Annotated in this window: 13 protein-coding genes and 1 pseudogene; all 14 read left to right on the top strand. The window is 60.2% G+C overall.

What is annotated here, in order from left to right; genetic code table 11:
* Positions 1 to 79: 79 nt before the first annotated feature.
* A complete protein-coding gene (gene nifD / locus NKH12_RS07850; RefSeq protein ID WP_352952589.1) occupies positions 80 to 1,582 on the top strand; it encodes a nitrogenase molybdenum-iron protein alpha chain in 1,503 nt (500 codons plus the stop codon).
* A gap of 127 nt (positions 1,583 to 1,709) precedes the next feature.
* The gene (gene nifK / locus NKH12_RS07855; RefSeq protein WP_352952590.1) at positions 1,710 to 3,251 is read left to right on the top strand and encodes a nitrogenase molybdenum-iron protein subunit beta; all 1,542 of its coding nucleotides are present in this window, start codon (positions 1,710 to 1,712) and stop codon (positions 3,249 to 3,251) included.
* A gap of 56 nt (positions 3,252 to 3,307) precedes the next feature.
* Positions 3,308 to 4,798 (top strand): nitrogenase iron-molybdenum cofactor biosynthesis protein NifE, encoded by a 1,491-nt coding sequence (gene nifE, locus NKH12_RS07860; protein WP_352952591.1) that lies wholly within the window; start codon positions 3,308 to 3,310, stop codon positions 4,796 to 4,798.
* Between the two features lie 7 nt (positions 4,799 to 4,805).
* Positions 4,806 to 6,188: a nitrogenase iron-molybdenum cofactor biosynthesis protein NifN gene (nifN, locus tag NKH12_RS07865; RefSeq protein WP_352952592.1), complete on the top strand. Its 1,383-nt coding sequence runs from the start codon at positions 4,806 to 4,808 to the stop codon at positions 6,186 to 6,188.
* Positions 6,154 to 6,651: a nitrogen fixation protein NifX gene (nifX, locus tag NKH12_RS07870; protein WP_352952593.1), complete on the top strand. Its 498-nt coding sequence runs from the start codon at positions 6,154 to 6,156 to the stop codon at positions 6,649 to 6,651. The genes nifN and nifX overlap by 35 nt, the downstream gene beginning before the upstream one ends.
* A gap of 16 nt (positions 6,652 to 6,667) precedes the next feature.
* Positions 6,668 to 7,147: a NifX-associated nitrogen fixation protein gene (locus NKH12_RS07875; RefSeq protein ID WP_352952594.1), complete on the top strand. Its 480-nt coding sequence runs from the start codon at positions 6,668 to 6,670 to the stop codon at positions 7,145 to 7,147.
* A gap of 108 nt (positions 7,148 to 7,255) precedes the next feature.
* On the top strand, positions 7,256 to 7,960 hold the full coding sequence (locus tag NKH12_RS07880) for a response regulator transcription factor (RefSeq protein WP_352952595.1): 705 nt from the start codon (positions 7,256 to 7,258) through the stop codon (positions 7,958 to 7,960).
* Positions 7,961 to 8,061: 101 nt separating this feature from the next.
* Positions 8,062 to 8,949: a universal stress protein gene (locus NKH12_RS07885; RefSeq protein WP_352952596.1), complete on the top strand. Its 888-nt coding sequence runs from the start codon at positions 8,062 to 8,064 to the stop codon at positions 8,947 to 8,949.
* Between the two features lie 1,357 nt (positions 8,950 to 10,306).
* Positions 10,307 to 11,476 (top strand): TlpA disulfide reductase family protein, encoded by a 1,170-nt coding sequence (locus NKH12_RS07890; protein WP_352952597.1) that lies wholly within the window; start codon positions 10,307 to 10,309, stop codon positions 11,474 to 11,476.
* 335 nt (positions 11,477 to 11,811) lie between these two features.
* Positions 11,812 to 12,276: pseudogene (locus tag NKH12_RS07895) on the top strand (NifX-associated nitrogen fixation protein).
* A 25-nt stretch (positions 12,277 to 12,301) separates the two neighbouring features.
* Positions 12,302 to 12,505, top strand: a complete 204-nt coding sequence (locus NKH12_RS07900) for a CCE_0567 family metalloprotein (protein ID WP_352952598.1) — start codon at positions 12,302 to 12,304, stop codon at positions 12,503 to 12,505.
* Positions 12,502 to 12,810, top strand: a complete 309-nt coding sequence (gene fdxB / locus NKH12_RS07905) for a ferredoxin III, nif-specific (RefSeq protein WP_352952599.1) — start codon at positions 12,502 to 12,504, stop codon at positions 12,808 to 12,810. The genes NKH12_RS07900 and fdxB overlap by 4 nt, the downstream gene beginning before the upstream one ends.
* Before the next feature lie 41 nt (positions 12,811 to 12,851).
* Entirely contained in the window at positions 12,852 to 13,175 is a 324-nt protein-coding gene (locus tag NKH12_RS07910; protein ID WP_352952600.1) for an exopolysaccharide production repressor protein, read from the top strand.
* A gap of 337 nt (positions 13,176 to 13,512) precedes the next feature.
* Positions 13,513 to 13,899, top strand: a 387-nt coding sequence (locus NKH12_RS07915; protein WP_352952601.1) for a pyridoxal-phosphate dependent enzyme, incomplete at its 3' end; no start/stop codon positions are given.

Genomic DNA, 13,899 nt, shown 5'->3' on the forward strand with positions numbered 1-13,899 from the left:
CGCGGCCTTGACCTGGCGCGCCTTTCAAAGAACGGCGCCTCGTTGGTGAGGCGTCACCCTGAACCTTGAAAGGGGTCCCATGAGCCTGGAATACGAGAATGACGGCGCCCTCCATGCGAAGCTTATCGAGGAGGTGCTGTCGCAATATCCTGACAAGGCGGCGAAGCGCCGCAAAAAGCACCTCAGCGTCGCAAAGAGCGGCGACGAGGCTGGCGAGGAAAGCGAGGGCCTTTCCGAATGCGAGGTCAAATCGAACATCAAATCCATCCCCGGAGTGATGACGATTCGCGGCTGCGCCTATGCCGGCTCGAAGGGCGTGGTGTGGGGTCCAGTCAAAGATATGGTCCATATCTCGCACGGCCCGGTCGGCTGCGGGCAATATTCCTGGTCTCAACGCCGCAACTACTACGTCGGCACGACGGGCATCGACACGTTCGTCACGATGCAGTTCACCTCCGATTTCCAGGAGAAGGACATTGTTTTCGGCGGGGACAAGAAGCTGGAACGGATCATCGACGAGATCGAGGAACTGTTTCCGCTGAACAAGGGCATGACTGTGCAATCCGAATGCCCGATCGGCCTGATTGGCGACGACACCGAAGCTGTGTCCCGCAACAAGGCCAAGGAGCACGAAAAAACGATCGTGCCGGTGCGCTGCGAGGGCTTCCGCGGCGTATCGCAATCCCTCGGCCACCACATCGCCAACGATGCGGTCCGCGACTGGGTCTTCGAAAAGAAGGACATCGAGTTCGAGGCCGGCCCGTACGATGTCAATGTGATCGGCGACTATAATATCGGCGGCGACGCCTGGGCTTCGCGCATCCTGCTCGAGGAGATGGGCCTGCGCGTGGTCGGCAACTGGTCGGGCGACGCTACGCTGGCCGAAATAGAGCGCGCGCCGAAGGCCAAGCTCAATCTCATCCATTGCTACAGGTCGATGAACTACATCTGCCGGCACATGGAGGAAAAGTATGGCATCGACTGGATGGAGTATAATTTCTTCGGCCCCTCCCAGACCGAAGCCTCTCTGCGCAAGATAGCCAAGCATTTCGGGCCGGAAATCGAGGCCAAGGCCGAGGCGGTCATCGCCAAATACCGGCCGCTGGTCGATGCCGTCATCGCCAAATACCGGCCGCGCCTCGAAGGCAGGACGGTGATGCTCTATGTCGGCGGGCTGCGCCCCCGTCACGTCGTCACGGCATATGAGGATCTGGGCATGGTGATCGTCGGCACTGGCTATGAATTTGGCCATAACGACGACTATCAGCGTACCGGCCATTACGTGAAGAAGGGCACGCTGATCTATGACGACGTGACTGGTTACGAGCTGGAGAAGTTCATTGAGGGGATCCGTCCTGATCTCGTTGGCTCCGGCATCAAAGAAAAGTACCCGGTCCAGAAGATGGGCATACCGTTCCGTCAGATGCATTCCTGGGATTATTCCGGCCCGTATCACGGCTACGACGGCTTCGCCATCTTCGCCCGCGACATGGATCTGGCCATCAACAACCCGGTCTGGAACCTCTACGACGCTCCCTGGAAGAAAAAAGCCGAGCCGTCGGCGGCGATCGCAGCCGAATGAAACCTGGCCTCCCGGAAGCCGGGAGGCCGTTGAACGCCTGTGGCCCTTTGTCCGCGGGAGACCTGAAACGTTTCGACGTCCCTGTGCCGCCGTATGGCGCGGCCAGATGGAGAAGAGGTAACCATCCATGCCGCAGTCGGCTGAAAAAGTTCTCGACCACGCGCCCCTGTTCCGCGAGCCGGAATACAGGCAGATGCTCGCCGAGAAAAGGCTGAATTTCGAATGTCCGCACCCGGACGAGGTCGTTACCGACCAACGCGAATTCACCAAGACGTGGGAATACCGCGAAAAGAACCTCGCTCGCGAAGCGCTTGTCGTGAACCCCGCCAAGGCCTGCCAGCCGCTCGGCGCGGTATTCGCGGCCGCGGGTTTCGAGCGAACCATGTCCTTCGTCCACGGCAGCCAGGGCTGCGTGGCCTATTACCGCTCGCACCTGTCGCGCCATTTCAAGGAGCCTGCTTCGGCAGTTTCCTCCTCGATGACCGAGGACGCGGCAGTGTTCGGCGGCCTGAAGAACATGGTCGACGGGCTCGCCAACACGTACCAACTCTACGACCCGAAGATGATTGCCGTCTCGACCACTTGTATGGCGGAGGTCATTGGCGACGACCTGCACAGCTTCATCGAGAACGCCAAGGACGAAGGCTCGGTCCCGCGCGACTTCGACGTGCCTTTCGCCCACACGCCGGCCTTCGTCGGCAGCCATGTCGACGGCTATGACGTTACGGTCAAGGGAATTTTGGAGCATTTCTGGAAAGGCGAGGAGCGCACCGAAGCAGAGGGAACCATCAACATCATTCCGGGTTTCGACGGCTTCTGTGTTGGCAACAACCGGGAGCTCAAGCGCCTGCTCGATATGATAGGCGTGTCCTATACCTTCATCCAAGACGCCTCTGATCAGTTCGACACGCCGTCGGACGGCGAATACCGCATGTACGACGGCGGCACGAAGATCGAAGACGTGAGGAAGGCACTCAACGCCGAGGCGACACTTTCGTTACAGCGTTACAACACCCGAAAAACTCTGGAGTATTGCGAAGAGGTCGGGCAGGCGACGGCCTCGTTCCATTACCCGCTCGGCGTCCAGGCAACCGATGACTTCCTGGTGGAGGTCTCCGCGATTTCCGGCAAGCAAATCCCCGAGGCAATCCGCCTGGAGCGCGGCCGACTTGTTGACGCCATGGCGGACAGCCAATCCTGGCTGCACGGTAAGAAATACGCCATCTACGGCGATCCGGACTTTGTCTACGCCATCGCCCGCTTCATCATGGAGACGGGCGGCGAGCCGACCCATTGCCTCGCCACCAACGGCACCTCGGCATGGGAAGCCGAGTTGAAGGAACTGCTTGCATCATCGCCCTTCGGCAACGATGCTCAAGTCTGGGCGGGCAAGGACCTCTGGGCGATGCGCTCGCTGCTCTTCACCGAGCCGGTGGACCTGCTGATCGGCAACTCATATGGCAAGTATCTGGAGCGCGACACCGGCACGCCGCTGATCCGGCTAACGTTTCCGATCTTCGATCGCCACCATCACCATCGGTTTGCGCTGATGGGCTACCAAGGCGGGCTGCGCGTACTGACGACGATCCTCGACAAGATCTTCGACAAGCTCGATCGCGAGACGAGCGAGACGGGCGTGACGGACTATTCGTATGACCTCACCCGCTAAGCGTGACGGTACGCTTTGGCCGGTCGTCTTCCCGAGGGACTTTGGAGACCGACGCAATGTCCTTGCTCAGAGGCAAAATCCAGGATGTCTTCAACGAGCCTGCCTGCGAAAAGAACCGCGGCAAGGATGCCAAGGCGCGCAGAAAGGGCTGTTCGAAGCCACTGACCCCCGGGGCGGCGGCCGGCGGCTGTGCCTTCGATGGCGCCAAGATTGTGCTGCAGCCGATTACCGACGTCGCACACCTGGTCCATGGGCCGCTCGCCTGCGAGGGCAATTCCTGGGACAACCGCGGTACGGCTTCGTCCGGGCCAACGCTGTGGCGCACAAGCTTCACGACCGACCTCACCGAACTCGATGTTGTGATGGGGCAGGGCGAGCGGAAACTTTTCAAAGCGATCCGCGAGATCAAGGAAGCGTATGGGCCGCCGGCGATCTTCGTCTATCCGACCTGTGTTACGGCGCTGATCGGCGACGACATCGAGGCCGTCTGCAAGCGCGCGGCGGAAAAGTTCGGCCTACCGGTGGTGCCGGTCAATGCGCCGGGCTTCGTCGGCTCCAAGAATCTTGGCAACAAGCTTGCCGGCGAGGCGTTGCTCGATCATGTCATCGGCACGATGGAGCCCGACGATGCCGGCCCTTACGACATCAACATCCTTGGCGAATTCAACCTCTCGGGCGAATTCTGGCTGGTAAAACCGCTCCTTGATCGGCTCGGGATCCGGGTGCGCGCCTGCATTCCGGGTGACGCGCGTTACTTCGACATTGCCTGCGCGCACCGCGCCCGGGCGGCTATGATGGTGTGCTCGACCGCGCTCATCAATCTCGCCCGCAAGATGGAGCAGCGCTGGGACATCCCGTTTTTCGAGGGCTCCTTCTACGGTATCACCGACACCTCGGAAGCGCTCCGAAAGATATCTCAGCTGCTCGTGAAGAAGGGTGCCGATCCGGCGATCCTCGGCCGCACCGAGGCATTGATTGCAGAGGAGAAGGCGATCGCCTGGAAGAAGCTCGCCGCCTACCGGCCGAGGCTCGAAGGCAAGCGCGTGCTGCTCAACACCGGCGGTGTGAAGTCCTGGTCGGTCGTCCATGCGCTGATGGAGATCGGCATCGAGATCGTCGGCACCTCTGTCAAGAAGTCGACGTTCGAAGACAAGGAGCGCATCAAGCAGATCCTCAAGGACGACAACCACATGTTCCAGCAGATGGCGCCGCGCGAGCTTTACGCCATGCTCTCAGAGCACAAGGCCGATATCATGCTGTCGGGCGGGCGCACGCAGTTCATCGCGCTGAAGGCCAAGACACCCTGGCTCGATATCAACCAGGAGCGCCAACATCCTTATGCCGGCTATGACGGCATGGTGGAACTCGTACGCCAGATCGACCTCGCCATTCATAACCCGATCTGGCGCCAGGTGCGGGAGCCGGCACCATGGGATTGCCGGCCTGAGATGAGGGAGGAACTGCCGCGCACGAAAAGCGAGACCGCGACCTTGCATGCTGTCCAGGAATTCGCCGGCACGACGGCCGACGATCTCGGCGAGTGTTGAGGACGCGATGGTCCGCATCCTTCCCCAGACCAAAGCGGCGGCGGTCAATCCGCTCAAGTCATCGCAGCCGTTGGGTGCCGCCCTCGCCTTCCTTGGGGTCGACGGCGCGATGCCGTTGTTCCACGGCAGTCAAGGCTGCACCAGCTTCGCGCTCGTGCTCTTCGTGCGGCATTTCAAGGAAGCCATTCCCTTGCAGACAACGGCGATGGACGAGGTGGCGACGATCCTCGGCGGGGCAGACCATCTGGAAGAGGCGATCCTCAACCTCAAGGCCCGCACAAAGCCAACGCTGATCGGGGTCTGCACGACGGCGCTGGTGGAAACCCGGGGCGAAGACTGCGCAGGAGATATCGCCAATATCAGGCTGAAGCGCACGGAAGAACTCGCGGGTACGGAGGTGGTGCTAGCCAACACACCGGACTTCGACGGCGCGATCGAAGAGGGCTGGGCCAAGGCTGTCACCGCGATGATCGTAAGGATTACGCGGCCCGGCGAGCAGGCGCGGCAGTCGAAGAAGATCGTGATCCTGCCTGGCTGGAACCTCACTGTGGCTGATATCGAGCATTTGCGTCAGATGGTTGAAAGCTTTGGACTGAAGCCCGTGATTCTGCCGGACGTCTCCGGCTCGCTCGACGGTACGGTGCCCGACCGCTGGGTCACGACCACCTATGGCGGCACCAGCGTCGAGGATATCCGCGAGCTTGGCACGGCCGAGCAATGCATCGTCATCGGTGAGCATATGCGCCCCCCGGCCGAGCTGCTCCAGAGGTTGACAGGCGTGCCTTACGTGCTGTTCCGGTCGCTGACTGGATTGAAGGACGCCGACCGGTTCGTCTCGCTGCTGTCCGCGGTTTCGGGCGCGGCGGCGCCGGCTCGGGTGCGCCGTCGCCGGGCGCAGTTGCAGGACGCGTTGCTCGACGGACATTTCCATTTTGGAGGCAAGAAAATTGCGATCGCTGCTGAACCAGACCAACTCTACCAACTCGCGAGCTTCTTCATCGGAATGGGCTCCGAAATCGCGGCGGCGGTCACCACGACCGATATGTCGAAAATTTTGGAGGAAGTACCGGCGCAGTCGGTTCAAATCGGCGATCTCGGCGATTTGGAAGCTCTTGGCGCCGGCGCTGATCTTCTCGTCACCCATTCCCACGGCCGCCAGGCGGCGCAGCGCCTCGGCATTCCGCTCATGCGGGTCGGCTTCCCGATCTTCGACCGGCTCGGCAGTCAGCACAAGCTCACAATCCTCTACCAGGGGACCCGCGACCTGATCTTCGAGGTCGCCAACATTTTTGAAGCCAACCGGCACGCGCCGACGCCCGGGGCGCTTGATCCACTCCGTAAACGAGAAATGCCAGATGAGCTCCGTTCGTCGCCTCTCGCTCGTCACTGACGAGGTTCACGCACCGACGCCGGAACGCCAAGCCGGCGCATTGCGCGTGGCGATCGCCACGCAGGACATGAAGAACCTCAACGCCCATTTCGGTTCGGCCAGGCGCTTTGCTGTCTACGACGTGACGCGCGAGGAGTGGAATCTCGTCGAGGCCGTGGCCTTCGATGACGTTTCCGATGAGAGCGGGGAGCACCGAACTGAGAGCGATGACCGCATCACCCCGAAGGTGGAGGCGCTGAAGGGCTGTCATCTCCTGTTTTGTCTGGCGATCGGCGGACCTTCGGCAGCCAAGGTTGTTTCGGCAAAAATTCATCCGATCAAAGTGCCGCAGCCCCAAACCGTCCAAGAGGTGCTGTTGCGCACGCAGATGATGCTCAGGACGTGTCCTCCCCCTTGGCTGCGCAAGGTGCTGGCGCAGGCAGGTGTCGCCGAACAGAAACCGTCCTTCGAGGACGAGGACTGAAATGAGGAGTGGGCGAATGTCTGACGCCGTGGTTAGCACTGCTGTCGCCGAAGACGAGGCGGCCCTTGCCACCCCGTTCGTCAAATGCCTCGTGCGGCTGGTCCGGGCTCATGATTCCCACGGGTCTTGGGAAGGCAAATCGGACGCCGAGCTGCTAGGCGACTTCATCATCACCAGAGAACAGCGCCGTGCGATCCCGATCATCGGCGATCCCGATCCGGACGTGCTGTGGAGGCTCGAGATGTTTTACACCGCCGTCGGGCTTGCGATCGAGGAGCGCTCCGGCCTGATGGCATCGCCGATGATGGAGATGAGCCATGAGGGCTTCGGGCGCGTGCTTCTCACGGCCGGGCGGTTGGTCGTTCTGTCGAAGACCCTGCGCGACGTCCACCGGTTCGGCTTCGAGACGTTCTGGAAACTCGCCGCGGCCGGTACCAAACTGGCCGGCGATGCGACCGCAGCCATTGAGGCTCATCCCGAGGTGGCCCGGGCGTGATGGAACCGATTTTCGAGCCAAGGGATCATGTCAGGCCTTGAGGACATCCCATGGCCAGCCCACTCAACCGAGGCGGTCGATGCCGATTTGGTTCTTGGGGGAGCGCTGATGAAGCCACTGGTCCTGATCTGTTCGCAAGATGCTGAGTTGTATCTGTTCCTCAGCCACATTCTGGGAGTGGACGGCTTTACGAGTGAGCCGGCAGGCGGGGTGAAGGAAGCACTTGCATTGGGCGATGAACGGGAGCTCCAGGCGGTAGTGCTGGACTGCGGGCCAGCTAGCGCGACAGGCTCTACAATCTGCGCCCGGCTCAAGGGGGAGCCCCGGACCGGCCGCCTGCCCGTCATTGCGTTGATCGCGCCCGGCGCCGAGAACCAGCACCTCGATCTCTTGAAGGCAGGTATTGACGAGAGCTTTGTGCGGCCCTTCGCGCCGGCCAAGCTGCTTGACTGTCTACGCACGAAGCTGGCGCTGCCACAGCCGGGTTCAAACGGGATAAAAAACCGCAGCTGGCTCTGTTGCGGCAGCCTTGAGATGAAGCTCGATGCTCACCGGGTTCGAGGTAATGGCCACGACATCCATCTCGGACCTCTCGAATTCAACCTGCTGCGGCAATTTCTTGAGGCTCCCGGCAAGGTCTTCAGCCGAGACGAGCTGATCGACGCGGCCTGGCCGGACAATATCCATATCGGTGAACGCACTGTCGACGTCCATATCAGCCGGATCAGAAAGGCGCTGAAGGCGGCCTCGCCAGGTAGCGTCATTCGTACTGTCAGGTCTGCCGGCTACTCGCTCGAGAAGCCGGACGACTGAATAGCGAACGGATGGTGTGCCACTCTCCATCTTCGTTGGAAGGCAGGTCTTGCGGCTTCGAAACGCGCTACGGGCGCGACATACTCAGAGGGAGCAGCCAGATGGCCTTCAAAAGCCTGCTCAGTGTAGCGGGAGCTGACCACTCCGATCGGGACGTCAGGACAGCTGCAAGCTTGTGCGCCGAGGTCGGCGCACATTTGTCCGTCCTGATTTTGTCGCCTCCGCCTCTCATTATGTCGCCTCCGCCGCTAAGCGATGGCATCTCCGAGTGGCCTACACAACGCGCGCACGCCATTGCCGCACTGGAAAAACGGTACAGCCAAATCGAGAGATTTTCACAGGACATGGCCAGACTGGAAACGACATCCAGGGAAATTCACAAACTGCTGAGAGCCACGTGGCGGTGCTATGATGTCGATATTGCCAACTGCGATCAGGCCAGCATCGGTGACGCGGTGCGACAGCGGGCGCTCTGCAACGACCTGACAATCGTCGGCCCCGCACTTCTCAACGACATTAACGTCGGTCCCCTTGTTATCAACGGCAGCCTCTTCGACACCGGAAGGCCGGTCCTTGTCGTGCCGGAGGGCGCTGAGGCGACTCTGTCTCCACGGCGCGTGCTGGTCGGCTGGGATTCGCGAGTCGAGGCGTCCCGTTCGGTTCGGGAAGCGCTGGATCTGCTAGCCGGTGCTGAGGAAGTTCGTGTCGCACTAGTCGATCCGGAGGCGACCTGCACCGGAAACAGTACCGAGCCGGGAGCCGATATCGCTGCCTATCTCACTCGGCACGGTGCTCGGGTGTCGGTTGACCTGCTGGCGAGCGCCGGAAAATCGGCAGCCGCGGTGCTCGCGCAGCACGCAATCGACACGTCTGCCGACATGATAGTCATGGGCGCTTATGGCAACCGCAGGCTACGTGAGCGACTCTTCGGCGGCGTGACGAGATGGATAGTTGGGAAGCCGTCATTGCCGTTGTTTTTGGCTCGCTGACGGATTCCAAAGCAGCACCGACGCTGTTCGAAGCTCTACTTCCCTGGATCACCTATCCTGATCCAAGTCGGAGAAAGATTGCCGCAAACGCGCCCAGTTTCGCGAAGCTCCTCGGAGCCAATCTGCAAGCGCCATCGCCGAGAACATCGCGGACGTCTCGCGTTCGGGGTTCTGCTCGCCCGAGATGATTCCATAACGCGGAGACCAACACCGGGCAGAGATATGGGCAGTCCTCAATGCAGTGAAGATCACGGCTTCGCAGGTCGGCGTCAGGTCAAAGAGAGTCGTTCAGCGCGGCAGGCCGAGTTCCGATCCGTAGCGGCATCGTATGGGCGGTATCACGACCTCTCTTGGCTACACCCGGGAGTTGAACAACGCGATGATCGTGCCGTGGCCGACGCCCCTCAACTTCGATTCGGGACGGTCGGGGCTCTTGCCGGGTTCGGCAGAAATCGATCGTATCAATCACGTTGTCGCCGTCTGGCACGATAGCCGGGTTTAGGGGTGAGGACGGCCGCATCTTCAGCGGTGCAGTCGGTCCGGGCCCGACCCGCGAGGCGCCCGAGCGATCTTTGGGGCTGGTCAAATTCCGACAATCCTCACATTCGCACCAAGCGGTGCCTGCAGCGCGTGAGCAAAGGGAACACAGAAAATATCGGCACAAAGCAGGAACTCGGAGAGTTCACCGGCCGGCACGCGCCGGCACTCATCCTGGCCTTTTTCGCCACGACATCATCATTGGTCTGAGGATGGCGGTATTGGCGAGCTACAGCTGGACCGGCTTCGTCGTGAAAAACTCCCATGTCGCCAGCCCAGGAATTCAATCGCAAGGCGGGCGAGGGGGCACAGGCCGCGCTCGGATGGAGCGGCCCCTAGCAATCGCAAATGGCGAGATCGCTACGTCTCCGGACCGGAACGGTAAGACGCTCAAGCCGGTGGCGTGAAGCGGACGATGATGACGAGCGTGGCGGTAGCCAACGCAGTCATGATGTCCATCGGCCTCGTCCCTCGGCCCGAATGCATATTGAGTCGTCCGGGCCACGCTTTTCTGCCGACGCGAAGCGCGTGATGCTTGTCCAAAACCTGACAGCGGCAGAAAACACGTCCCGTTCAATACAACCGGCCATCTTGGCATTTGGAGGCTTTTTCTAGCGATTCATGGGCTTACGGCCCGCTGAGCGCGTTGGCACGGCCTTTGCGAATTGAGAGTCAGCAACACTGAGTGAAGGCTGACTGCACGCAGATGCGCAAGACGAGCGATGCTCTCCCTTCCTTGAACCCTCGTGCCCCGTCTCAAAGGGGGAACAAGCTCGCGCATAAGGTCACCCAGCCTTTGGCAACAGCTTTGGAGAGCAACATGGTAGTGCAGCTGGGGTCACCGGCTCCTTCGATCAAAGTGGAGGACTGGCTGCGTGGCGAGCCCCTTGCGAACTTCCAGCCCGGCAAAGTCTATATCGTCGAATTTTGGGCAACTTGGTGCGAGCTATGCATGGCGGAGATGCTCGATCTGATGCGGCTCCAGGAAAAATACAGGGACAGCCGACTTGAGGTCGTCGGCGTCGCGGCTAATGAAGACGCTCCAGCGGCCGTTGAGGCTCGCACCAAGTTGGACGCGTGGTTGACCGAAAAGTGCTCGCATCTGAGCTATCGGATCGCGTTCGACCACAGAGGTGAAATGAACAAGCTTTGGATGGAACCCAGCTTTTCCGCAGGGATACCGACTTCGTTCGTGGTCAACCGAGACGGCAACATCGCCTTTATCGGTCATCCCAGCCAACTCGATGAGGTTTTGCCGAAAGTGCTCAACGGCAGCTGGCGCATCAGCGATAAAGCTAAAGCCCCCGATACGGAGCGGATCGCCATAAGCGAGCCCATGGCGCGCGAACAAGCGTTGAAGCAGCCGATCGATGACAGATTCTGGGCGGCGGTGAAGTTAGAAGATTGGAAGACGGCGCTCTGGGCGATCGAAGAGGGCATCGCTTTGATGCCGGACGACATCAATTTCCGCCTGGCCCATGCGCATCTGTTGCTTCACAAAATTCAAGACATGTGGACCGGCTTGCCCGTGATGCGCCAATTGGTTCGCGACGCGATCGACAAAAACTCCGAGGACTGGATGGTTTCGGCGCTAGACCAACTTTTCCATCCCGCCAATGACCATTCGCGCCTTGCCCCTGCTGAGCGCTTCGCGATGGGCAAGGAGCTGTCCGAACACATTCTGGCACTGAATCCCCCGCAAGGCGACAGCCCTAAGTTCCGGTCTTATCCCGCGGTCGCCCGGTACTTTTACGAGAACGGCAACAACGATCGCGCGATCGAGTTGGTCGAACTGGCACTGCAGTCGCTGGACGGTCCGGAGCCTGTCCCGGACGAATTGAAAGAGCACCTTCTACCGGATTTGCTGCAGGCCCTCTCCAACTACAGGGGTGGGAAGGTTTGTTACGGCGCTCTCTCTGCGGCTCCGCAAAACAATTTCCCGAAGGTGCCAAAGCGCGGTCGGCCGAGGAGAAAAAACAAAAAGGGTTGATTGGTCGAAATGGATTACTGGCCAATTCGTCCATTTCCCTGGTGTGGCCGCAGCAAGGAGGGTCCATGCAGCACTTGGTCGATTGTTTGCAGCAGGATCGAGGCTCGAATCTTCATGACCTGTGGCTGCATTGCGGCGGAAATAATGTTCGACGCGAGTTCGCGTGGAAGACCTCGCAGTCGAGGAGGTGTTCAAGGTCGGCCACGGGGACATCAATTGCGTGGACTGGGCCGCCCCGAGCCGGGCGTCGGCTGCGCAAGGGTGCCCGAAGTAGGCGTCCCCGAAAACAGGCAGCGTGCTTCGAGGAAGAGGACTGAAACTGAGGAGAAGGCGAAATGTCCGATACCGCGATCAGCCCTGCCGAGGACGAGGCGGCGCTTGCCACGCCTTTTGTCAGATGCCTCGTGCGGCTGATCCGTGCTCAAGACTCCTACGGCTCGTGGGAAGGCAAATTGGACGCCACGCTGCTGGCCGACTTCATCGTCACCAGAAACAGCGCCCTGCGATGCCTGTCATCGACGATCCCGATCCTGACGTGCTGTGGAGGCTCGACATGTTCTAAACCGCCGTCGGGCTCGCGATCGAGGAGCGCTCCGGCCTGATGACATCGGCAATGATGGAGATGAAATTCACGAGGACTTGGGGCCGCATGCTTTCCACGGCCGGGCAGTTGGTCATTCTGGCAAGACGTTCATCGGTTCGGCTTCGAGACGCTCCGGAATCTCACTGAGGCCGGTGCGAAACTGATCGACAATGCGACCGCAGCCACGGAAGCCGGTCCCGGTGTGGCGCCGGCGTGATGAAACCGATTTCGAGGAAGGATCTATGTCAAAGCTAGATGAGACGGGCCAGAAAGTCCGAAAGCTTCAGCTGCGCGCAGCAGTCGCCAAGATGAAATTGCGCGACCTTGCAGAGCATCTCCCGGGAAAATGGACCGAGATAGAGGACGTTGCCAAGGAAACGTCCGCGGTTTTTGCCGAGTTGGATGGTGCCAAGAGAGAGCTCGCTGCAATGAAGAAGTTACGATGAGGAGCACATTCACCACCCGCGACGGCTCCGGATGGATGCCGGAATATCTCACCGCTATAGACGGCACGACCTGCATCGGCTGCGGCCGCTGTTTCAAAGTCTGCTCTCGCGAGGTCATGCATCTTTACGGCGTCGATGACAAGGGTGAAATCCTCGGCGCCTGCGACGGCGAGGACGACGACGACTTCGATGGTGAGCTCAATCGCATGATTATGGTCGTCGACCATGCCGGCCGCTGCATTGGCTGCAGAGCCTGCGGCCGCGTCTGCCCAAAGAACTGCCAGACCCATGTTGCGGCCGACTAGGTCGCAGCATGATCTGAGGAGACAAAACCAGGAGAACGGCGTTGCCCTTTAGAATCTTTTGTCGCGTCCTGGGCCTGGTGCTGTGCAGCACCGCACTGATTGTCTACTTCGCTTCTCATTCCATTGGCACAGTAGTCATCACGACGCTGACTTGTTCGCTGCTCCTTCAGCTGGCGTATTTCGCAAGCGTGCTCTTTCTGATCTGGCAGTCTGGCTGGGTTAGCCGAGCTGGCCAAAGGCCTGAGCATTTCGACAGTTGCAAGGAAGTTGAATCCGAGCCGCCAGACCATGATGAGGTGACGAATGAATCCGCAGATTTGCTCCAGCGCGATCAAATGCTGGCCATATCGCTGCTGCTGCCTTGAGACGTCATGATAAGGTCAGTGCTCAGGTGTGCCACTTTGGATCAACCATAAACATTGAGCAGAGATTAGAAGGAATACTGTGCTTGAAAAGTCGATGGTGACCGCAATGCGGTCGTTCTAGTCAATCCAGGAGATGCAGTTCTTGAATCCCATACGCATTGGTAGCCTCTCGCAGTACGCCGGCGTGCGGTTGCAACTCTCAATGACAAACGAGGCGCTGGAAATAGAAATGGGACTCTTCTCGCGCCGGATAACGCAGACGACGTCAAATCAAAGACGCCTCTAGAATGAATCGTGAATGGCTAATTCAGCTCGATCGCGTGTTGCCGGAGAGAAAATGCTGGAAAAGTTCGAACGCTACCTGCTCACATTTGGACCCACCCCCATCGAGAAGCTCGACCGCCTCTCCAAGCATCTGGGGGGCAAGGTGGAAACCTACGCCAAACGCGAGGACTGCAACTCCGGTCTGGCGTTCGGCGGGAACAAGCTCCGCAAGCTCGAATACATCATCCCCGACGCGATCGCGTCAGATGCCGATACGCTTGTCTCCATCGGCGGCGTGGAGTCCAACCACACGCGGATGGTCGCCGCGGTCGCCGCCAAGATCGGCATGAAATGTCTCCTGGTTCGAGGGCTTTGCACGGGAGCCGAAGTTTGGCGCAGATGGCGCGTGGGGCGTTTTTTGAACCGCAATCGAGCCACATTGGCCCGGTTTGCGGGGCAT

Origin of the sequence: Mesorhizobium sp. M1322 (genome assembly GCF_040318085.1) — a bacterium.
In the GTDB taxonomy this organism is placed as follows: domain Bacteria; phylum Pseudomonadota; class Alphaproteobacteria; order Rhizobiales; family Rhizobiaceae; genus Mesorhizobium.

Excerpts from the sequence above, each read along its gene's own strand:
- nifD (WP_352952589.1), top strand. The coding sequence starts at position 80 with ATGAGCCTGGAATACGAGAATGACGGCGCCCTCCATGCGAAGCTTATC.
- nifK (WP_352952590.1), top strand. The coding sequence starts at position 1,710 with ATGCCGCAGTCGGCTGAAAAAGTTCTCGACCACGCGCCCCTGTTCCGC.
- nifE (WP_352952591.1), top strand. The coding sequence starts at position 3,308 with ATGTCCTTGCTCAGAGGCAAAATCCAGGATGTCTTCAACGAGCCTGCC.
- nifN (WP_352952592.1), top strand. The coding sequence starts at position 4,806 with ATGGTCCGCATCCTTCCCCAGACCAAAGCGGCGGCGGTCAATCCGCTC.
- nifX (WP_352952593.1), top strand. The coding sequence starts at position 6,154 with ATGAGCTCCGTTCGTCGCCTCTCGCTCGTCACTGACGAGGTTCACGCA.
- NKH12_RS07875 (WP_352952594.1), top strand. The coding sequence starts at position 6,668 with ATGTCTGACGCCGTGGTTAGCACTGCTGTCGCCGAAGACGAGGCGGCC.
- NKH12_RS07880 (WP_352952595.1), top strand. The coding sequence starts at position 7,256 with ATGAAGCCACTGGTCCTGATCTGTTCGCAAGATGCTGAGTTGTATCTG.
- NKH12_RS07885 (WP_352952596.1), top strand. The coding sequence starts at position 8,062 with ATGGCCTTCAAAAGCCTGCTCAGTGTAGCGGGAGCTGACCACTCCGAT.
- NKH12_RS07890 (WP_352952597.1), top strand. The coding sequence starts at position 10,307 with ATGGTAGTGCAGCTGGGGTCACCGGCTCCTTCGATCAAAGTGGAGGAC.
- NKH12_RS07900 (WP_352952598.1), top strand. The coding sequence starts at position 12,302 with ATGTCAAAGCTAGATGAGACGGGCCAGAAAGTCCGAAAGCTTCAGCTG.
- fdxB (WP_352952599.1), top strand. The coding sequence starts at position 12,502 with ATGAGGAGCACATTCACCACCCGCGACGGCTCCGGATGGATGCCGGAA.